The sequence below is a fragment of the Arthrobacter oryzae genome (assembly GCF_037911235.1).
Classification (GTDB): Bacteria; Actinomycetota; Actinomycetes; order Actinomycetales; family Micrococcaceae; genus Arthrobacter; species Arthrobacter oryzae_E.
In genome coordinates this window covers 126,327-146,364 of record NZ_JBBLYW010000033.1, presented here as the reverse complement: position 1 = coordinate 146,364, position 20,038 = coordinate 126,327, and the positions used below count along the sequence as shown (strand labels likewise).

18 protein-coding genes are annotated in these 20,038 nt (G+C 67.9%); 13 read left to right on the top strand and 5 right to left on the bottom strand.

Annotation, left to right across the window (positions count from 1 at the left end; all coding sequences use genetic code 11):
• Nucleotides 1-1,687 (bottom strand): formate--tetrahydrofolate ligase (locus tag WMN78_RS09980; protein WP_340533590.1); only part of this gene is annotated, 1,687 nt, incomplete at its 3' end.
• Nucleotides 1,688-1,752: 65 nt separating this feature from the next.
• Complete coding sequence (gene mshA / locus WMN78_RS09975) at nucleotides 1,753-3,018, bottom strand: D-inositol-3-phosphate glycosyltransferase (protein ID WP_340533589.1); 1,266 nt, start codon at nucleotides 3,016-3,018, stop codon at nucleotides 1,753-1,755.
• A gap of 63 nt (nucleotides 3,019-3,081) precedes the next feature.
• Between mshA and WMN78_RS09970 the strand changes: the two genes are divergently transcribed.
• Nucleotides 3,082-3,618 (top strand): GNAT family N-acetyltransferase, encoded by a 537-nt coding sequence (locus WMN78_RS09970; RefSeq protein ID WP_340533588.1) that lies wholly within the window; start codon nucleotides 3,082-3,084, stop codon nucleotides 3,616-3,618.
• A 35-nt stretch (nucleotides 3,619-3,653) separates the two neighbouring features.
• Here WMN78_RS09970 and WMN78_RS09965 read toward each other — a convergent pair whose 3' ends face one another.
• The gene (locus WMN78_RS09965; RefSeq protein ID WP_340533587.1) at nucleotides 3,654-5,018 is read right to left on the bottom strand and encodes a 6-phospho-beta-glucosidase; all 1,365 of its coding nucleotides are present in this window, start codon (nucleotides 5,016-5,018) and stop codon (nucleotides 3,654-3,656) included.
• A gap of 92 nt (nucleotides 5,019-5,110) precedes the next feature.
• Between WMN78_RS09965 and WMN78_RS09960 the strand changes: the two genes are divergently transcribed.
• From WMN78_RS09960 to tsaD, 6 genes are read left to right on the top strand one after another with little or no spacing between them, the layout of a single operon-like run.
• Nucleotides 5,111-6,202 (top strand): carbohydrate kinase family protein, encoded by a 1,092-nt coding sequence (locus tag WMN78_RS09960; protein WP_340533586.1) that lies wholly within the window; start codon nucleotides 5,111-5,113, stop codon nucleotides 6,200-6,202.
• Between the two features lie 42 nt (nucleotides 6,203-6,244).
• Entirely contained in the window at nucleotides 6,245-7,453 is a 1,209-nt protein-coding gene (gene alr, locus WMN78_RS09955; RefSeq protein WP_340533585.1) for an alanine racemase, read from the top strand.
• Complete coding sequence (gene tsaE / locus WMN78_RS09950; protein WP_340533584.1) at nucleotides 7,450-8,013, top strand: tRNA (adenosine(37)-N6)-threonylcarbamoyltransferase complex ATPase subunit type 1 TsaE; 564 nt, start codon at nucleotides 7,450-7,452, stop codon at nucleotides 8,011-8,013. Before alr ends, tsaE begins: the two co-directional genes overlap by 4 nt.
• A complete protein-coding gene (gene tsaB, locus WMN78_RS09945) occupies nucleotides 8,013-8,684 on the top strand; it encodes a tRNA (adenosine(37)-N6)-threonylcarbamoyltransferase complex dimerization subunit type 1 TsaB (protein WP_340533583.1) in 672 nt (223 codons plus the stop codon). The genes tsaE and tsaB overlap by 1 nt, the downstream gene beginning before the upstream one ends.
• 56 nt (nucleotides 8,685-8,740) lie before the next feature.
• Nucleotides 8,741-9,244: a ribosomal protein S18-alanine N-acetyltransferase gene (gene rimI / locus WMN78_RS09940; protein ID WP_340533595.1), complete on the top strand. Its 504-nt coding sequence runs from the start codon at nucleotides 8,741-8,743 to the stop codon at nucleotides 9,242-9,244.
• Nucleotides 9,241-10,311: a tRNA (adenosine(37)-N6)-threonylcarbamoyltransferase complex transferase subunit TsaD gene (tsaD, locus tag WMN78_RS09935; protein WP_340533582.1), complete on the top strand. Its 1,071-nt coding sequence runs from the start codon at nucleotides 9,241-9,243 to the stop codon at nucleotides 10,309-10,311. Before rimI ends, tsaD begins: the two co-directional genes overlap by 4 nt.
• A 64-nt stretch (nucleotides 10,312-10,375) precedes the next feature.
• Here tsaD and WMN78_RS09930 read toward each other — a convergent pair whose 3' ends face one another.
• Nucleotides 10,376-11,527, bottom strand: a complete 1,152-nt coding sequence (locus tag WMN78_RS09930; protein WP_340533581.1) for a glutamate--cysteine ligase — start codon at nucleotides 11,525-11,527, stop codon at nucleotides 10,376-10,378.
• Nucleotides 11,528-11,620: 93 nt separating this feature from the next.
• Between WMN78_RS09930 and WMN78_RS09925 the strand changes: the two genes are divergently transcribed.
• Nucleotides 11,621-13,396, top strand: a complete 1,776-nt coding sequence (locus tag WMN78_RS09925; RefSeq protein WP_340533580.1) for a glycoside hydrolase family 3 N-terminal domain-containing protein — start codon at nucleotides 11,621-11,623, stop codon at nucleotides 13,394-13,396.
• Between the two features lie 58 nt (nucleotides 13,397-13,454).
• Nucleotides 13,455-14,285 carry a shikimate 5-dehydrogenase gene (locus tag WMN78_RS09920; protein WP_340533579.1) on the top strand — a complete coding sequence of 277 codons (831 nt, stop codon included), beginning with the start codon at nucleotides 13,455-13,457 and terminating at the stop codon, nucleotides 14,283-14,285.
• A gap of 11 nt (nucleotides 14,286-14,296) precedes the next feature.
• On the opposite strand, the gene WMN78_RS09915 is transcribed toward WMN78_RS09920, so the two are convergent.
• Nucleotides 14,297-15,541: a class I SAM-dependent methyltransferase gene (locus WMN78_RS09915; protein WP_340533578.1), complete on the bottom strand. Its 1,245-nt coding sequence runs from the start codon at nucleotides 15,539-15,541 to the stop codon at nucleotides 14,297-14,299.
• Between the two features lie 68 nt (nucleotides 15,542-15,609).
• Between WMN78_RS09915 and WMN78_RS09910 the strand changes: the two genes are divergently transcribed.
• The 4 genes from WMN78_RS09910 to WMN78_RS09895 all read left to right on the top strand — a co-directional run bounded on the left by WMN78_RS09910 (nucleotide 15,610) and on the right by WMN78_RS09895 (nucleotide 20,038).
• Complete coding sequence (locus WMN78_RS09910) at nucleotides 15,610-16,011, top strand: hypothetical protein (protein WP_340533577.1); 402 nt, start codon at nucleotides 15,610-15,612, stop codon at nucleotides 16,009-16,011.
• 206 nt (nucleotides 16,012-16,217) lie between these two features.
• A complete protein-coding gene (gene groES / locus WMN78_RS09905) occupies nucleotides 16,218-16,511 on the top strand; it encodes a co-chaperone GroES (RefSeq protein WP_003805290.1) in 294 nt (97 codons plus the stop codon).
• Nucleotides 16,512-16,596: 85 nt separating this feature from the next.
• Complete coding sequence (gene groL, locus WMN78_RS09900; RefSeq protein WP_340533576.1) at nucleotides 16,597-18,207, top strand: chaperonin GroEL; 1,611 nt, start codon at nucleotides 16,597-16,599, stop codon at nucleotides 18,205-18,207.
• Between the two features lie 190 nt (nucleotides 18,208-18,397).
• A complete protein-coding gene (locus WMN78_RS09895) occupies nucleotides 18,398-20,038 on the top strand; it encodes a LuxR C-terminal-related transcriptional regulator (RefSeq protein WP_340533575.1) in 1,641 nt (546 codons plus the stop codon).

The window sequence follows — 20,038 nt, the reverse complement described above, 5'->3', positions numbered from 1 at the left end:
AGAGGCCCAGGGGCTTGCCGGTGTCGTCCACGTCCATCCGCAGGGCCGCCGGGACCTTGGGCAGGCCCGGCATGGTCATCACTGCGCCGGTGAGTGCCACGATGAAGCCCGCTCCGGTCTTGGGGATGAGGTCACGCACATGGATCATGAAGCCCTTCGGTGCACCAAGGCGGGTGGCGTCGTCGCTGAAGGAGTACTGCGTCTTGGCCATGCACACCGGCATGCCGGCCCAGCCGTTCTTCTCGATTTCGGCCAGGCGTTTGAGGGCGGGCACGGAGAAGTCCACGCCGTCGGCTCCGTACATTTCCTGCACGATGGTGCGGATCTTGTCCTCCACGGACAGTTCGAGCGGATACAGGTGCCTGAAGCTGTGCGGAGCCTCGAGCGCCGTGAGCACTGTGGCCGCCAGGTCGTCGCCGCCGTCCCCGCCGCCGCCTCGCCCCCAGACGTCGGCCACGGCAGCCGGCACTCCTTCCCCGGCACACCACTCCAGCAGCCAGTCCAGCTCCTCCGGGGTATCCGTGGCGAATTTGTTGACGGCCACCACGGGGCTGATCCCGAACTTCTCCACGTTGCGGATGTGCCGGCGGAGGTTGGCCGTGCCGGTGGCCAGAGCCTCCAGGTTGGGCTCCATCAGCCGGTCCTTGGCCACCCCGCCGTGCATCTTCAGTGCCCGTACGGTTGCCACAAGCACGACGGCGGACGGCGCCACGTCCGCCACCCTCGCCTTGATGTCCATGAACTTTTCGGCCCCGAGGTCGGCGCCGAAGCCTGCCTCAGTGACCACGATGTCCGCGAGTCTGCGCGCAGTCTGGGTGGCGATCAGCGAGTTGCAGCCGTGCGCGATGTTGGCGAACGGCCCGCCGTGCACCAGCGCGGGGGTCCCGGCGATGGTCTGCACAAGGTTGGGTTTGATCGCGTCCCGGAGCAGCATGGTCAAGGCGCCCTGCACACCAAGGTCCGCCACCGTGACGGGCTTGCGGTCATACGTGTAGCCGAAGGTGATGCGGCCCAGCCGGGCGCGGAGGTCCGCTATGTCCGTGGCCAGGCAGAAGACCGCCATGATCTCCGAGGCCACCGTGATGTCGAAGCCGTCCTGCCGCGGGACGCCCTGCGCCGGTCCGCCGAGGCCGATGACCACTTCGCGGAGCGAGCGGTCGTTCATGTCCAGGACCCGCTTGAAGGTCATCCGGCGCGGATCGATGTTCAGTTCGTTGCCCTGGAAAATATGGTTGTCCACCAGGGCCATCAGTGCGTTGTTCGCGGAGGTGATGGCGTGGAAGTCACCGGTGAAATGCAGGTTGATTTCCTCCATGGGGAGCACCTGGGAGTAGCCCCCGCCAGTGGCCCCGCCCTTCATGCCCAGCACCGGCCCCAGGGACGGCTCGCGCAACGCGATCATCACCTTCTGCCCGGCCCGGGCCAGCGAATCCGCCAAACCCACCGTGGTGGTGGATTTGCCCTCGCCCGCAGGCGTGGGGGACATCGCCGAGACAAGCACCACCTTGCCCGGCAGGCGCTCGGGCGCCGAAACCACTAGCTTCGCCGGATCGATCTTTGCCTTGTACCGTCCATGGAGCTCCAAGGCGTCGGCGCTGATGCCGGCCGCGGCGGCGATTTCCTCGATGGGCCGCATCGTGGCGCGCTGGGCGATTTCCAAGTCACTCATGACGTTGTTGTCAGACATCGTTGTCCTTCAGTTCGTGGCTTCAGGGTCAGCCGTTCGGGGGTTCCCGGCCGGCGCTGCCCGGCTTAAGGCGTGTGGCCCACCGGAATTCTGTGACTATCAATGTATTGGTCGACGGCGGCGTGGTAGCTTTCCAGCGTGATGGCGGCGGTCCGCTGCCAGCCGAAGCCCTGGGCATGCAGGGCCGCTGCACGCCCCATGTCCTCCCGCGTGGCGGGGTCGTCATACAGCGCTTCCAGCACGTCGGCCCAGTCCGCAGCTTTGTGCCCGTCCACCAGCAGCCCGGTCCGTCCCTCGAAAATGGCCCGGGAGAGCCCGCCCACCCGGGTAGCCACCACGGGCGTCCCGCAAGCCTGGGCTTCCAGCGCCACCAGGCCGAAGGATTCACTGTACGACGGGACCACCACAACGTCGGCCGAGCGGAACCAGGCGGCGAGGTCAGGTGAGTTAACCGGCGGATGGTGCGTGACGACGTCGTCCATTCCTGCGGCGCTGATCAGCGCCTTCAGGTCGAAATCCTTGGCCCCGCTGAGGGCGCCCAGAATAGTGACCTGAAGGTCGATGTCCGGGCGGCGGGAGCGGAGCAGCGCCGCAGCCTTGAGCAGGATTTGCGGGCCCTTCAGCCGCTGGATCCGGCCGGCGAAGAGCAGATGGAACTTGCCGGCGGGAACTCCGAGCTGCGCCCGGGAGCGGGACCGGAAGGCCGGCGTGAACACCGTCAGGTCAACCCCCGGGGGAGCGACGTCGATGCGGTCGAAGTCGGCGTTGTAATGCGACACGAGTTCGGCGGCTTCGGCCGGGGTGTTGGCAATCAGCCGTGTGGCACCGTCCACGATCCGGTGTTCGCCGTCCTCGCGCCGCCGCGGTTCGGGTTTCTCGCCGGAGTGCAGGAGGAGGTTCTTGACCTTGGCCATGGTGTGCATGGTGTGGACCAGCGGCACACCCCAGAGCCGGGACAGCTCCAGGCCTGCCACCCCGGAAACCCAGTAATGCGAATGGATGAGGTCGTACCGCCCATGCGGCTGGCGCTGCCGGATGCGCTCGATTTCCTCCACCATGCTGTGCAGCAGTTCCGGGAGCTCCTCTTTGGGCAGCTTCCGGGGCGGCCCGGAAATCACGTTGTGCACGCACACGCCGGGATCAGGGTGTTCGACGGCGGGCTGTCCCGACGACGTGGACCGCGTGAAGATCTCCACCTCCACGCCGCTGGCGGCCAGTGCGGAAGCCAGCGCCCGCACATAGACGTTCATGCCGCCGGCGTCACCGGAACCGGGCTGTTCCATGGGCGAGGTGTGCAGGGAGAGGAACGCAACACGGCGGATCAGAGTCACGGCTCTCCCTTCGGCTGGCGGAACTGCATCCGATAAAACACTACTCCTGCTAACGTGGCGGCTGTGAGCGCAACCGCAGACGCAACCGCAGATTCAGCCACGCACGCGGCCGGCATCGACATCCGTCCGGCCACCGCCGCCGACTGGCCCGGCATGTGGGCCATCCTGGAACCGGTGATCCGGGCAGGGGACACCTTCACCTGGGACCGCGCGACGACGGAGGACGAGGCACGGGCCCGCTGGTTCAAGGACGCCCCCGGCCAGGCATTCGTGGCCGTCCAGGGCGAAGAAGTCCTGGGGACCGGCGAACTGCACGCCAACCAGGGCGGGGGAGGCAGCCACGTGGCCAATGCCGGCTACATGGTCCACCCGGACCACGCCGGCAAGGGTCTGGCCAAGGCCCTCTGCGCCTACTCGCTGGACGCGGCGAAGGCTGCCGGCTTCCGCGCCATGCAGTTCAACGCCGTGGTGGAGAGCAACGTCCGCGCCGTCGCGGCCTGGCAGGCCATGGGGTTCGAGGTCCTGGCCACCATCCCGGAGGCCTTCAACCACCCGACGCTGGGCTACGTGGGCCTGAAGGTGATGTACCGCCGCCTGTAGTCGCTGTGTGCCGTTGCGAGCAGACCCCGCCGTTATCAGGCACCGTCCCGCCACAGCTGCCGGAGCGCCGGAAACGATGCCTCGTACCCGGCCAGCAGTTCGGCCCCCAGCTCCACAGAATCGATCAGCGGGTGGAGGGTGAACGCCCGGCGGGCGTCGTCGCGGCGTCCCTGCACCGCGGCGGACACCGTCAGCCGCTCCACCTCCTTGACCCGCTGCATGAGGGCCAGTTGAGCGGGGGCCGGACGGTCCTGCGGCAGCGGCACCGCGCCGTCGGGGGTCACCACGCAGGGAACTTCGACGACGGCGTCCGCCGGCAACCCGGGAACCGCACCAGCGTTGGGGGTGTTCAGGATGAGTTCGACGCCGGCGGCCCTGCCGCCCGTCAGGGCCCGCATCACGCCGAGCGCGACCCGCTCGTAGCCGCCGCCGGCGAGGTCGTCCTCGTCCCGCTGTTCTCCGCCGGTGCGGGCCTCGGCCAGGTAGCCCTCCTCGCGCGAACGGCGGGCCGCGTCCCACAGTTCGTAGGCCCGGGGCCCGGCCGCGGCCAGCGCGGGGTACAGCCCCGCCTGCTGCTCGTGAATGGATTCGCCGCGGGTCTGGCGCATGGCACGGATGGCAGTAACGGCGCGCTCCGTGTCGTAGTAGTAGTACAGGTACTCGTTGGGCAGGCACCCCAGGGACTGCAGGAACGGCTGCCGGAACAGCCGGCCCTCCTCGAAGCCGGACAGCGCCCCTGCGTCGGCCAGAAGCCCGGGCAGCAGGTCCTTTCCGCCGGACTCCAGCCGGTACAGCCAGCCCAGATGGTTGAGGCCGTAGTAGCCCACGCCGTCGAGCCTTCCTTCAGGCAACGGGGCGCCGGCCGCGCGGGCCGCCCGGTGGACCAGGCCGCCGGCGGAATCGCAGATGCCGATCACCCTGTCTCCCAGTACAGGTACCAGCGCCTCGGTGACCATCCCGGCCGGGTTGGTGAAGTTGACCAGCCAGGCCTCCGGGCATCGCTGCTTCATTTCGCGGGCCAGCTCCAGCATCCCCGGGATGGACCGCAGGGCGTAGGAGATTCCGCCCGCGCCGGTGGTCTCCTGGCCCAGCAGTCCCAGGCGAAGGGCCACGCGTTCGTCGGCGGTCCGGCCCGCTGTTCCTCCCGGGCGGATGGCAGCGAATACCATGTCGGTGCCGTGAAGGCCTTCGGCCAGGGAGGTGGTGGTGCTGACGTCGGGGCCGGATGCGCCAGCGGCTGCGCCCATGGATGCCAGGACAGCTTCCATGGCGGCGAGCCGCAGGGGATCGACGTCGAACAGGACAAGCTCGCGCACCAGCCCCGCGAAGGGGCCGGCGGTGAGCGCCCGGTAAACCAGCGGGACACGGAACCCGCCGCCACCGGCAATCATGAGCCGCATACCACGCAGTCTATGCCGCCCGGCCGGACCCCTCACGGTGGACCACGGCGGGGCACTTTGCACGGGTGCCGCGAGGGCGTAGTCTGCCGAACATGGACGCGATACCAGAGCGCCGGTTCGACCCGCTCGCCGCCGTCCGCACCCCCGCGGACGGGAGCTTCGATCTGCTCCTGACCGGAACGGTTTTCCAGGACATCATCTTCACCGGGCTGCCCCACGCGCCCGAGCCGGGCACGGAGATCTGGAGCGAGGGCATGGGCAGCTGCCCCGGCGGTGTAGCCAACCAGGCCATCGCCGCCGCACGGCTGGGCCTGCGGACCGGGCTGGCGGCCGCCTTCGGCGACGACGGTTACGGGGACTACAACTGGAAGATCCTGGCCGCCCAGGAGCATGTGGACCTGTCCCTATCCCGGCGCGTCCCCGGCTGGCACTCACCCGTGACAGTCTCGCTCAGCGTGCAGCACGACCGCTCCATGGTGACCCACGGCCACCCGGCGCCGGTCACCTCATCGGAACTGATCGGCACCCCCCCTGCCGCGCTCGCCGCCGTCGCCGACCTGGATGAGGAACTCGCATCGTGGGCCGTTGCCGCCCACGGGGCAGGGGTCAAGCTTTTCGGTGACGTCGGCTGGGACGCCACCGGCAAATGGTCCTCCACCCGACTGGACAACCTGCAGTACTTCCACGCCTTCATGCCCAACCAGCGCGAGGCCATGGCCTTCACCGGCCGCGACACCCCGTGGGCGGCACTGTATGCGCTCGCCGACCGGGTGCCGGTGGCCGTGGTCACCCTGGGGCCGCAGGGCGCCATGGCCGTGGACTCCGAAACGGGCGAGGAAGAGTGGGTGCCTTCGCTGCCGGTCTCCGCGTTCGATCCCACCGGGGCAGGAGACTGCTTCGGTGCGGCGTTCATCGTGGGCAGCCTGGCGCGCTGGCCGCTGGCGGACCGGCTGCGGTTCGCCAACCTGTGCGCGTCCCTGGCTGTCCAGGAAGTGGGCGGTTCCCTTGCCGCGCCGGGCTGGGGGGACATCGCAGACTGGTGGAAGCGGGCCAACGCGCGGCCGGAACGGCAGAGCAGCCAGTGGCTGCGGCGCTTCAGCTTCCTGGAGGAAATCGTGCGCGACGTTCCCCCGCAGGCACTGCGACGGGCCACTGCCACCATCGCCCACCTCTCCGACGCCTAGCCGAATTAAGCCACCCGCCATGCCCCCACTAGAATCACTAGGGTGACTTACCCAGCAGCAACCGAACGTTCAGCCAGCGAACGTTCAGCAGTGATCGACCTCGATGCCATCCGGCACAACGTCCGCCATCTGGCCGCCGTCGCCTCCCCGGCACAGGTCATGGCGGTGGTGAAGGCGGATGCCTACGGGCACGGGGCCGTGCCCGTGGCCCGGGCAGCGCTCGACGCCGGCGCCCGCTGGCTTGGGGTGGCGCACATTTCCGAGGCCCTTGCCCTGCGGGCTGCGGGAATCGAGGCGCCGCTGCTCGCCTGGCTGCACACGCCGGACAGCAACTTCGGTGCCGCCGTCGCCGCCGGAATCGACATTGGCTGCTCCGGCTGGGAACTGGAAAAGATTGTCCTGGCGGCCCGTGAGCAGGAACGTCCCGCGCGCGTCCACCTGAAGGTGGACACCGGCCTGGGCCGCAACGGCGCAACGCTGGACGCGTGGGACAGCCTGGTGGGCGAAGCGATGGAATACCAGGACGAAGGCCTGCTCCGCGTGGTGGGAATTTTCTCCCATCTTGCCGTGGCGGACGAACCGCACCGCCCGGAAACGGACCAGCAGCTGCAGGCCTTCCGCGAGGTGTTGGCCATCGCCGAAGACGCCGGGGTGGACCCCGAAGTGCGGCACCTGGCCAATACCCCGGCCACGCTTTCCCGCCCCGACACGCACTTCGACCTGGTCCGCGTGGGCCTCGGCATCTACGGTCTCTCGCCCTTCGAGGGCCAGTCCCCGGCGGAGCTTGGACTCCGACCCGCCATGACCGTCCGCACCAAGGTGTCCCACTGCAAGGACGTCCCCGCCGGCCAGGGCGTTTCCTACGGCCTCAACTACCGCACCGCCGGCGCCAGCACGCTGGGACTGATCCCGCTCGGATATGCCGACGGCGTGCCCCGCGTTGCCACAGGCGGCCCCGTCCGGGTGGAGGGCCGCAACTACCCGGTGGTGGGCAGGATCGCCATGGACCAGATGGTGATCGACCTCGGACCCCGCGGCGTGTCGTCCGGCGGAGCCAGCGTGCTGGGGGCCGAAGCGGTCCTCTTCGGCGATGGCGCCGACGGCGGCCCGACGGCGGACGACTGGGCGCGTGCGGCGGGCACCATCAACTACGAGATCGTGACGCGGATCAGCCCGCGGGTCCCACGGCGGTATATCAATGAGATCCCCGCTAACGGGAACCGCCTCGGCGGTCGGGGTGGATCGCAATGAGCGAACAGCAGTGGGAGCTGTCCCTGACAGTGCAAAGTGCTGAGGAGACCCATGCCCTCGCCGCGGCCCTCGGCGGCGTTCTGGAGGCTGGCGACCTGGTCATCCTGACAGGTGAACTCGGTGCCGGGAAGACCACCTTCACCCAGGGCCTTGGCGAGGGCCTGGGGGTGCGTGCCGGCATCATTTCGCCCACGTTCGTCCTGGTCCGGATCCACCCCAACCTTCCAGACGGGCCGCGCCCCGGCGGTCCCGACCTGGTGCATGTGGATGCCTACCGGCTGGAAACCGCTGCGGAAATCGACGACATCGACCTCGAAAACACCCTGGACAGCACCGTCACCGTGGTGGAGTGGGGCCGCGGCCGGGTGGAGCACCTTAGTGACAGCCTGCTCGACGTCGAACTGCACCGGCCGCTGCGGCCCTCACCCGACGCCGCGGGCGGCGTGCTGGACTTTGATACGGACGACGACGACGAGCCCCGCACCATCGTGATCCGCGGCTTCGGCCCGCGCTGGGCTGAGCAGCCCCTGCTGCCTGCCGCCTTGAAAGGGAACTCCTGATGCTCATCCTTGCCATCGACACGTCAGCCGTGGCCAGTGCGGCGCTGGTTTCGGACGATGCGCCGGAAGGAGTGCTGGCGAGTTTCTCCACGGAGGACACCCGCAGCCACGCTGAAGTGCTGGCCCCGGGCATCAACGACATGCTTGCGGACGCCGGCGTGACGGGGGCGGATATCGACGCCATTGTGACCGGTGTGGGCCCGGGCCCGTTTACCGGCCTGCGGTCCGGGATCGCCACCGCGCGGACCCTGTCCTACGTCTGGGGCAAACCCCTGTACGGCCTGATGAGCCTGGACGCCATGGCCCTGGAAGTGGCCGAATCAACCGCCGCCGTGCCGGAATTCCTGGTGGCAACGGACGCCCGGCGCAAAGAGGTGTACTGGGCCCGCTACACACTCGCCGACGGCCAGCTGCCCCTGCTCGTTGACGGCCCGCACGTGGGCTTCGCAGCCGATTTGCCCGACCTCCCGGCCTACGGTGCCGGCGCGGGCATCTACGAGGACGTCCTCCGCGCGGACCCCGACTTCAGCTCCGAGCAGCCCGATGCCCTCTACCTGGGCCAGTTCGCCCTGGCCAGGCTGGCCGCGGGGGAGAAGCTGCTGGACTCCACCCCGCTGTACCTGCGCGAGTCCGACGCCCAGGTCCCCGGTCCCCGGAAGCGTGCGCTGTGAACGGGACGGGGACCGGCGCAGCCGGCACCGCGCCGGCCGGGGTGACGCTGCGCAGCATGAACCAAACGGACATCCCCGCGGTGCACACCCTCGAATGCAGGCTGTTCCCGGTGGACGCGTGGCCGCTCCAGATGTTCCATGACGAACTGGCGCAGGCCGAGACCCGCCATTACCTGGTGGCCGAGATTGCCGGCGAAATTGTGGGTTACGCCGGACTCATGTGCATCGAACCGATTGCGGACGTGCAGACCATCGCTGTTGTCCCTGAACGCGAGGGCAAGGGGATCGGCTCGGCCCTGCTGACCGAGCTCATCGCCGAAGGCCGGCGGCGACGCGCGGCGGACGTGCTGCTGGAGGTCAGGGCGGACAACCCCCGGGCCCAGCAGCTGTACCGCCGCTTCGGTTTCGAACAGATCCACGTCCGGCCGAGGTATTACCGGGACGGCGTGGACGCCCTGATCATGCGCCTCCAGCTCCCGGACTCCAGCCTTTTGGCAAGCCCGGCGGGCACGGACGCGACCCCAGACCACTTGCCGGCCACGGAGGCAGACACATTATGAACCAAACGCAGCCCCTGGTCCTGGGCATCGAGTCCTCCTGCGATGAGACGGGAGTGGGAATCGTGCGCGGAACGGCCCTGCTTACCAACACCGTGTCCTCCTCCATGGAGGAGCATGTCCGCTTCGGCGGGGTCATCCCCGAGATTGCATCCCGTGCGCACCTGGACGCCTTCGTGCCCACGCTCCAAGCAGCCCTTACGGAGGCCGGGGTGACGCTCGAGGACGTGGACGCGATCGCCGTCACCTCCGGTCCGGGCCTGGCCGGGGCGCTGATGGTGGGCGTGTGCGCCGCCAAGGCCCTCGCCGTGGCCACGGGCAAACCGTTGTACGCCATCAACCACCTGGTGGCCCACGTCGGCGTCGGCCTGCTGCAGGCTGAGAACACGCTGCCGGATCACCTGGGCGCCCTGCTGGTCTCCGGCGGCCACACCGAAATCCTCCGGATCAGGAACATCACCGACGACGTCGAGCTGCTGGGTTCCACCATTGACGACGCCGCCGGGGAAGCCTACGACAAAGTGGCGCGGCTCCTGGGGCTTGGCTACCCGGGCGGCCCGGCCATCGACAAGCTGGCCCGGACGGGCAACGCGAAAGCCATCCGGTTCCCGCGCGGGCTGACGCAGCCCAAGTACATGGGAACCGCGGACGAACCCGGACCGCACCGCTACGACTGGTCCTTCAGCGGGTTGAAGACCGCAGTGGCCCGCTGCGTGGAGCAGTTCGAGGCCCGCGGCGAGGACGTGCCGGTGGCGGACATCGCGGCGGCCTTCCAGGAAGCCGTGGTGGACGTGATCACCTCCAAAGCAGTGCTCGCCTGCCGGGAAAACGGCATCACCGAGCTTTTGCTGGGCGGCGGAGTTGCCGCGAACTCACGGCTGCGCCAGCTCACCGAACAGCGGTGCAGCGCCGCCGGGATCCGGCTGACTGTTCCGCCGCTGGAGCTGTGCACCGACAACGGGGCCATGGTGGCGGCCCTCGGGGCGCAGCTGGTCATGGCCGGCATCGAACCCAGCGGCATCAGCTTCGCGCCGGATTCGTCCATGCCCGTCACTACGGTCTCGGCGTAGCTCCGAAACTCAGCCGTTAGCCCCGCCGAGGCGCAGGCCCGCAGCTTCGCGCTGCAGCGAAGGCTCAGGAAGTGGGGCCGTTCCGCATCTGATTCACGAGGTCCAGCACAACGGCCCGGAGATCGCCGCCGTGCTCCGCTGCAACACGGCGCTGCCGCTGGTAGCCGGCACCGCGGCTGATGATTTTTTCGACGTCGGCAAGCTCGTCCGAGCAACCCAGCTTCGCGGCCACGGGCTCGAGCCGGTTCAGCGTTTCAAGCAGGTGCTCAGTGACCAGCTGCTCGTTGCCCTGCGCGTCGAGGATGATGATCGCATCCAGCCCATAACGGGCAGCACGCCATTTGTTCTCCTGGATGTGCCAGGGAGGCATGGTGGGAATGGTGCCGCCGTTGTCCAGGGTGGTGGAGAATTCGTCCACCAGGCACTGGGTCAGGGCCGCGATGGCGCCGACTTCCTCCAGGGTGGCCAGGCCGTCGCAAATGCGCATCTCGATGGTGCCGAGGTTGGGCACCGGTCGGATGTCCCAGCGGATCTCCGAGAGGGTGTCGATCACGCCGGTGGTGAACATGTCCTGTACATAGGATTCGTACTCCGCCCAGGTGGAGAACTGGAACGGCAGGCCCGCGGTGGGCAGTTGCTGGAACATGAGGGCGCGGTGTGACGCGTAGCCGGTGTCCTCGCCCCCCCAGAAGGGACTTGAGGCGGACAGTGCCTGGAAGTGCGGAAAATAATTCACCAGGCCATCCAGCACCGGCAGGACCTTGTCGCGGCTGTCCAGGCCCACATGGACGTGGACTCCGTAGATCACCATCTGGCGGCCCCACCACTGGGTGCGGTCAATAAGTTTGGCGTAGCGCGCCTTGTCCGTGACCGGCTGCAATTGTGGAGGACTGAAAGGGTGGCTCCCGGCGCAGAAGATTTCAACACCCATGGGATCGGTGACTTCGCGGACGGCAGCGAGTGAACTGCTGAGGTCGGCCTTTGCCTGGGCTACGGTTTCGCAGATGCCGGTGACGAGTTCCACCGTGTTGAGCAGCAGTTCCTGCTTGATGTGCGGATGTTCGTCATCCTCGTTCAACTCCGGGTGCCGGGCGGCCACGCCGCGGAGCACTTCGCTTGCCACCGAGGCCAGCTCGCCTGTTTCGGCATTGACCAGCGCAAGCTCCCATTCCACACCAAGAGTTGATTGCCTGGATGAAGCGAAATCAATCTTCATGTGGTCCCTTCACTGTTTCCGCGTCCGTTGCCGAAGCCACCTGCGGGCGGGCAACGGGTGGTTCAAGTCTAGTGCAGGGGTAGCATCGAGTTGATGGCTTGGTTTCAAGGACGCAGTGACAGTGCCCACAATAAAACGCACAAAAAGAGGTCGCGCAAAGCATTTTCCACAACAGCGGCGACCCTCGCGGTGACGGCGGCAATGCTTGCGTCCACCGCCTGTACGGGCGTGCCATCCCCGTCCGCCTCCGGAACGCCAGCCGGAACTCCCTCCGCAACGCCGTCACCGTCACCGTCGGAGAGCGTCACCCGGCCCGGCCCTGACGGTACCGGCAGCCCCGCTGTTCCCGAATCTCCCGCTCCCGCCCCTGGCGAACGTGAGCTTGGCTGGGGACCGCAGCAGCGCGACGAAGACGCAGCCCGCGCCGCGGTGGCGAAAATGAGCATTGAGCAGAAGGCCGGACAGATTCTGATGCCGTTCTTCACAGGAACCGACCTTGCTGCGCAGGCGGCCGCTATCGAGCGGCTGCACCTTGGCGGATCGATCGTCATGGGTGACAACGTGCCGCTGTTCGCCGACGGAACCGTGGACACCGCTGCGATGGCAGCCGGCATAGGCCACCTGCACAAGGCGGCCAAGGCGGACGGACGCACCTGGCCGGCGGTCATCGGCGTGGACCAGGAAGGCGGCGTTGTGGCGAGGCTGCGCGCTCCGTTGACGGAATGGCCGGCCCCCATGAGCTATGGCGCCGCCGGCAGCGTCGGGCTCGCAACCGAAGGCGGCAAGGCAATGGCCTCGGAGCTGGCCGGCCTCGGATTCACCGCGGACTTCGCACCGGCCACAGATGTCACAGCCGGCCCGCAGGACCCCACCATCGGTGCGAGGGCCATGTCCGGCAACGCGGACGCGGCGGCAAGCCTGGGCGTTGGGTTTGCCCAGGGAATGCTGGCGGCGGGGCTCCTGCCCTCTGTCAAGCACTTCCCCGGGCATGGCTCCGTGGTTGTCGACTCGCACGAGAACATGCCCGTGCAGGCAGCAACGGTGGCGGAACTGCGCGCAAAGGACTGGAAGCCTTTCCAGGCCGCCATCGACTCCGGGCTGCCGGTGATTATGATGGGCCACATTTCCGTGCCCGCCATGGAGCCGGGCGTTCCGGCGTCGCTGTCCAAACCGAGTTACGCAGCCCTCCGCGGCATGGGTTTCAAAGGTGTGGCCGTGACCGACGCGCTCAACATGGGAGCGGTGCAGAAGCAGTACCCCGGGGACTCCGCCGCACCGCTGGCACTGGCTGCGGGAGCAGACCTGCTGCTCATGCCGGGGAATGTGGCAGCGGCGCATTCGGCATTGGTCCGCGCGGTCACGACCGGCGCCGTGCCGGCGTCGCGCCTTAACGAGGCGGCACAGCGCGTGGTGACCATGATGATGTGGCGTGCCCGGACTCCTGTACCGCCGGCCGCCGCCCCGGGCAGCGGCTCCGCCCTCTCCCAGCGTGTTTCAGCGGCAGCAGTGACGGTCCTCGCCGGGCCGTGCCACGGACCGATGGTGCCCGGCAGCGTCCGCGTGGCCGGCGGCAGCGAACAGGACCGGGCGCGCTTCGCTCAGGCCGCCCGTGCGGCCGGCATTACGATCGGCGCCGGGCCGCTTGTGACGCTGATCGGCTTCGGAGGGCCGCCCGCCACAGGCGACGTCGTAGTGGCCCTCGATGCGCCCTGGCCGCTGGCCGGCTCGGCGGCCCCCGCCAAAGTCGCCCTCTACGGCCGGAGCCAGGAAGCCTTCAACGCCCTGGCTGCCGTCCTGGCCGGCAAGGCGCCGGCCACCGGAAAGCTGCCCGCCGCCGTCGGACCTTATGCGTCCGGAAGCGGCTGCTGACGCAGCTGCCGCGTGGCGTAACAGTGCTGTCCGGACTGCGGAGGCGTTTAATGGACCCGTGCCAATTCTGAATAAAGACATGACCCTGTGCATTTCCCTCTCGGCCCGGCCGAGCAACAACGGGACCCGTTTCCACAACCACCTTTACGAGCAGCTGGGCCTGAACTGGATCTACAAGGCCTTCGCACCGACGGACCTCGCGCAGGCCATCGCCGGCGTCAGGGGCCTGGGCATCCGGGGCTGTGCGGTGTCCATGCCGTACAAGGAAGACGTCATCGCACTGGTTGATGCCATGGACCCCTCAGCCAAGGCCATCGATTCGGTCAACACGATCGTGAACGACGGCGGCAGGCTCACGGCCTACAACACCGACTACACCGCGATCGAGCAACTGCTGCAGCGCAATGCCGTCCCTGTTGAGTATTCAGTGCTGCTCAAGGGCTCCGGCGGTATGGCCAAGGCCACCGCGGCCGCCCTCCGCGACGCAGGATTCTCCGACGTCACGGTCATCGCCCGCAATGAGGCATCCGGGAAGGCGCTCGCGGACCTCTACGGGTTCAAGTGGAGCGCCGAACTGCCCGAGGCGGACCAGGGCGGCACGGCCGACATGATTATCAACGTGACACCCGTCGGCATGGCGGGCGGTCCCGACGCCGACTCGCTGTCCTTCCCGCCGGAGGCGGTGGATGCCGCGAAGGTGGTGTTCGACGTCGTTGCGCTGCCGGCTGAAACGCCCCTCGTCAAGGCAGCCCGGGCTGCCGGGAAGACGGTCATCACCGGCGCGGAAGTAGCCACGATCCAGGCCCTGGAGCAGTTTGTGCTTTACACGGGCGTCCGGCCCACGGACGAACAGGTCCGGGCGGCCGAAGAGTTCATGCGGGCCCAGTAGCTGCGGGCAGGCTACGCCGGGGCCAGTACCGGCTCCACCGAGATGGCCACCCGGTCCTCGCCGATCCTGGTGAGGACCAGGGTGGCTGTTTTCTTGCCCTTGGAACCCTTGCCTGGGGTCCTGCTGCCGGAGAGCAGCTGCCTGCGGAGTTCCTCCGGAGTGACCGACGTGCCCCGTTTTTTGATGTCCAGCACGCCGATGTTGTTCTGCTTCACCCATGCCTTGAGCGCCTTGACGTTGAAAGGCATGACCTCCAGAACTTTGTACGCCCTGGCGAACGGGGTATCCACGAGCTCCGGCGCGCAGATATAGGCGATGTGTTCGTCCACGAGGTGGCCGCCCAGCCGCAGCGCGACATCCGCCACGAGCCCTGCCCGGATGACCGCTCCGTCCGGCTCGTACAAGTACCCCTCCACGGGGCCCACGGGGGCCACCGGTCCGGCGTCGAACTCTTCCGCGCTGGTGATTTCCGCGGCGCCTTGCGGACCCAGGAGCAGGGCCGCGCGCCGGATCCCGGGCCTGCTGACCGCGTTGAACCACAGCGTCACTTCGGTGACGTCGCCGCCTACGGATACCCACTGCGCTTCGCAACCGGCCGGCACGGAATCGTGCGGGATGCCTGGCCCCATCTTCACGCCGACCGCCAGTCCGGAGCGGGCCAGGGATTCCACGAAGGACAGCGGCGGGGAGAATTCCTCCGGATCCCAAATCCGCCGCGTGCCCGACGTCGAGGTGGTGCGGCGGGCCGGATCCAGCCAGACGCCGCCCACGCTGTCGAGCGGGACGGAGGTGGCGTCCGAGTGGACCACACTCGCGTGCGGGAACGGAATCAGGTTCATGGTGGCGCAGGCGGCGGTGGTCTCGTCCATCTCCACGGCGGTCACCCTGATGTCCATGGAGGCCAAGGCCATCGAATCGGCGCCCAGCCCGCAGCCGAGGTCAGCCACGTGTTCGATTCCCGCAGTGGCGAAGCGTTCAGCGTGCCGGGCTGCGACGGTAAGGCGCGTGGCCTGCTCCAACCCGGCCGGAGTGAAGATCATCTGCCTGGCGAATTCGCCGAACTTGGCCTCAGCCTTGGTCCGCAGCCGGGACTGGGTGAGGACCGCCGACACCAGTGCGGGGGAGTGGCCGGCCTTGCGCAGGGACTCATTGAGCTTGAACGCTTCATCTTCCCGGTACGGACCCAGCGACGCCAGCAGCTCCCAGCCTTCGCTGGTCAGGAGGGGGGCGATCAGGTCCTGCGGTGCGTCAGCCATGTCATCAAGCCTAATCGAGACGACGCATGGAGCAGCCCGGCGCCCGCGGTGCCGATAGGGTTGGAGGCATGGAAGACAGCGCAGGGCCGCAGCCACCGGTCGATGATCAGAGCAATCACCACCACCAGCACACGGGCCTTGCCAGATACGCCCGCCCCGCGCTGATCGCCGGGTCCGCCATCGCCGTAGTCTGCCTGGCGCTCCTGATGATCATCTTCTTCCTGGACTCCTTCAACGCCACTGTTTACTCGGTGGGCGGCCAGAACATCCGGGACGACACCGAGGAGGCGCGGCAAATCCGCGAGTCGTACACCGCCGTCCGCACGGGCGCCCTTGTGTTCCTGATCGCCTCGGCTGTTACGGCGCTCGCCGCCGCCGTCGTGCTCTACCGGAACCGCAACGTGACGAACGACGACGACGACACGGACGGCGGCGACGACGTCGACTTTGAGGACCTGGCAGGGCGCTAGCCGTTCACCGGGGACGAAATTCTGGCACTCGCCTTGACCGAGTGCTAACCACTTACATAGAGTCATCATTAGCACTCTCCCTAGGAGGGTGCTAACACATGGAGAACTGCCAGCCACGCTGCTGCCGGCACCGCGACGACGGTATGCACGCTCAGGCGCAACAGTTTTCCAGTCCATGAATTTGCTGACGAAAAGGAGAGGTCCGAGTGTCGGTCTCTATTAAGCCTCTTGAGGATCGTATTGTTGTTCGCCCGCTCGAAGCCGAGCAGACCACGGCTTCCGGCCTGGTCATCCCGGACTCCGCACAGGAGAAGCCGCAGGAAGGCGAAGTCGTTGCAGTAGGCCCCGGCCGCTTCGAAGACGGCAACCGCGTTCCGGTCGACGTCGCCGTCGGCGACGTTGTTATCTACTCCAAGTACGGCGGAACCGAAGTCAAGACCGGCGGCACCGAGTACCTGGTGCTGTCCGCCCGCGACGTTCTGGCGATCGTCGTAAAGTAACTCTTTGACCCCGCGCCGCCGATCCCGTCTGATTCATTTCTGACAGGTCAGCGGCGCGGGGTTTCTGTCTCGAAAGGACAAAACCATGGCAAAGCAGCTTGCGTTTAACGACGCTGCCCGCCGGTCGCTCGAAGCCGGCATCGATAAGCTCGCCAACACTGTCAAGGTGACGCTTGGCCCGCGCGGCCGCAACGTTGTGCTGGACAAGAAGTGGGGCGCTCCCACCATTACGAATGACGGCGTGACCATCGCCCGCGAAGTCGAACTGGACGACCCGTTCGAAAACCTTGGCGCTCAGCTGGCCAAGGAAGTCGCCACCAAGACCAACGACGTCGCCGGCGACGGCACCACCACTGCCACCGTCCTTGCCCAGGCACTGGTCAAGGAAGGCCTGCGCAACGTTGCGGCCGGCGCCGCTCCGGGCCAGATCAAGCGCGGCATCGAAGTGTCGGTTGAGGCCGTCGCAGCGCGCCTGCTCGAGAACGCCCGTCCCGTCGAGGGCACCCAGGTTGCCAACGTTGCAGCCATCTCCGCCCAGAGCGACGAGATCGGCGAACTCCTGGCCGAGGCTTTCGGCAAGGTCGGCAAGGATGGTGTGATCACCATCGAGGAGTCCTCCACCACGCAGACCGAGCTGGTCCTCACCGAGGGCATGCAGTTCGACAAGGGCTACCTGTCCCCGTACTTCGTCACCGACGCGGAACGCCAGGAAGCTGTCCTTGAAGACGCCCTCATCCTGATCAACCAGGGCAAGATCTCCTCGGTGCAGGATTTCCTGCCGCTGCTGGAGAAGGCGCTGCAGAGCTCCAAGCCGCTGTTCATCATTGCCGAGGACGTCGAGGGCGAGGCCCTGTCCACGCTGATCGTCAACCGCATCCGCGGCACCCTGAACGTCGTTGCCGTCAAGGCTCCCGGCTTCGGCGACCGCCGCAAGGCCATGCTGCAGGACATCGCAACGCTCACCGGCGCCCAGGTCGTTTCACCGGAACTCGGCCTGAGCCTGGATTCCGTCGGCCTCGAGGTGCTCGGTACGGCCCGCCGCATCACGGTCACCAAGGACAACACCACCATCGTTGACGGTGCCGGATCGGCCGAGGACGTTGCGGCACGCGTTGCCCAGCTGCGGGCCGAGCTGACCCGCACCGACTCCGACTGGGACAAGGAAAAGCTTCAGGAGCGCCTGGCCAAGCTGGCCGGCGGCATCGGCGTGATCAAGGTTGGCGCAGCCACCGAGGTTGAGCTGAAGGAAAAGAAGCACCGCATTGAGGACGCCGTATCCTCCACCCGCGCAGCCCTCGAAGAAGGCATCGTTGCCGGTGGCGGTTCCGCCCTGATCCACGCCCTCAAGGCACTGGATGAGGACCCCGCGGTCACCGCCCTGGAAGGCGACGCGGCAGCAGCAGTGGGAATCGTCCGCCGCGCACTGGTCCAGCCCGTGCGCTGGATCGCCCAGAACGCCGGCTTCGACGGCTATGTCGTAGCTGCCAAGGTGGCGGAATCCCCCGTCCACCACGGCTTCAACGCCAAGACCGGCGAGTACGAAGACCTCATCGCCGCCGGCGTCATCGACCCCGTCAAGGTGACGCGCGCAGCCCTCCGCAACGCCGCTTCCATCGCAGCGCTGGTTCTCACCACCGAGACCCTCGTTGTCGAAAAGCCGGCCGACGAGGACGAGCACGCAGGGCACCAGCACTAGCTTCCACGCGGTGCTGTAAAGCCGGCCCGGCGCAGGAGGTTCCCACGAACCGCCCGCGCCGGGCCGGCCTTTTTCGTGCCCTCTCAACCTCTTTTGAACCCCTTGGCACTCCGTTCCCGGCCGTTGTGCCGGAGCTTGTGCACCCCGGCACCCCGGCGTACCGTGGCGCTTAAAAGGTGCGGGAGGCATCATGGCATCGTCTGAAGCCGGCCTTGACCGGGGCCGTTCCGCCTTCGAGGGGCATCGCTGGACCGAGGCCTTCGAGGACTTGCTGGACGCCGACCAGCGTGGCGGGCTTCCTGCGCCCGACCTCGAACGCCTGGCCACCGTGGAGATCCTGACCGGCAAGTTTGCCTCGGGAATTGACACCCTCACCCGCGCCCATGAGGAATACCTCGTCGTCGGCGATGTGCCGGGCGCGGCACGGTGCGCCGGGTGGATCGGCATACACCTGATGAACGCCGGCCAGCTGGCCCGCGGCACTGGCTGGTTTGCCCGTGCCGGACGGCTCGCGGCCGAACTGAGTGAACCCTGCGCAGTGGAGGGCCTGGTGCTTCTTCCCACGGCACTGGGCATGCTGTACGGAGGCAACGCTGAAGGTGCCCGACGGGTCTTCGCGGACGCCCTGGCCGTCGGCGAAAGGTTCCAGGACCGGGACCTCATCTCGCTCTCTTTGCTGGGCACCGGCCAGGCCAGCTTGATGCTCGGCGACATCAGCGCCGGCCTTGGCCTCTTGGACGAGGTAATGGTTGCCGTGACCGCTGGGGAACTTTCGCCGGTCCCCTCGGGAATCATCTACTGCGCCGTCATCGGCAGCTGCCACCTGGCGTACGACCTGCGCCGCGCCCTGGAATGGACAGCGGCACTGGACCGGTGGTGTGGGGGACGGCCGGACATGGTCCTTTACAGCGGCCAGTGCCAGGCCCACCGCGCCGAACTGTACCGACTGCACGGGGCCTGGAATGACGCCGTCAGCGCCGCGAAGAAGGCACAACAGCTGTCTGAGGCGGGGGACTACCAGGCCCTCTATGGCGGCTATTACCAGCAGGGCGAGGTGGAACGGCTGAGGGGCCAGTTCGCGGCGGCAGAGGAATGCTACCGGCAAGCCGGGCGCAGCGGCTATGAGCCCCAGCCGGGACTCGCCCTGCTGAAGCTGGCCCGCAGCGATATCCCCGCCGCGCAGGCCCTCATCCGCAGGGCAGCCGACGCCGCCGACCTCGGCACCCGCCGCCACCTGCTGCCGGCGCTCGTGGAAATCGAGCTGGCCGCGGGGGACACCGCCGCCGCACGGCGGTCCGCCGACGAGCTGGCCGCCGTTGCGCAGGACCGCGGGATGCCCATGCTGCAGGCTGCCTCCTGCCAGGCCGGCGGCGCCGTCCTGCTCGCCGAAGGAGAACCGGCCCAAGCGCAGGCGGTCCTGCGGCGGGGTTGGACGCTCTGGCGGGAACTGGGCGTTCCGTTCGAAGCTGCACGCTGCCGCACCCTGGTGGGCCAGGCGTGCCGCGCAGCCGGCGACGACGATTCGGCGGAGATGGACTTCGAGGCGGCACACGCGGAATTCCTTGCCCTTGGCGCTGCCCCTGCAGCTGCCTGGGCAGCCTCGCTCCAGTACGCGCCCGCGCATGACGCGCCGCCCGAACCACTCACGCCGCGTGAACTCGAAGTGCTCCGGCTCGTGGCGGCCGGCAAAGCCAACCGTGCCATCGCCGGTGAGCTCTACCTGAGCGAAAAGACCGTTGCACGGCACATCAGCAACATCTTCCTCAAGCTTGGGCTGCAGTCCAGGGTTGCTGCCACCAGGTACGCCTACGACCACGGGCTCACAGCTTAG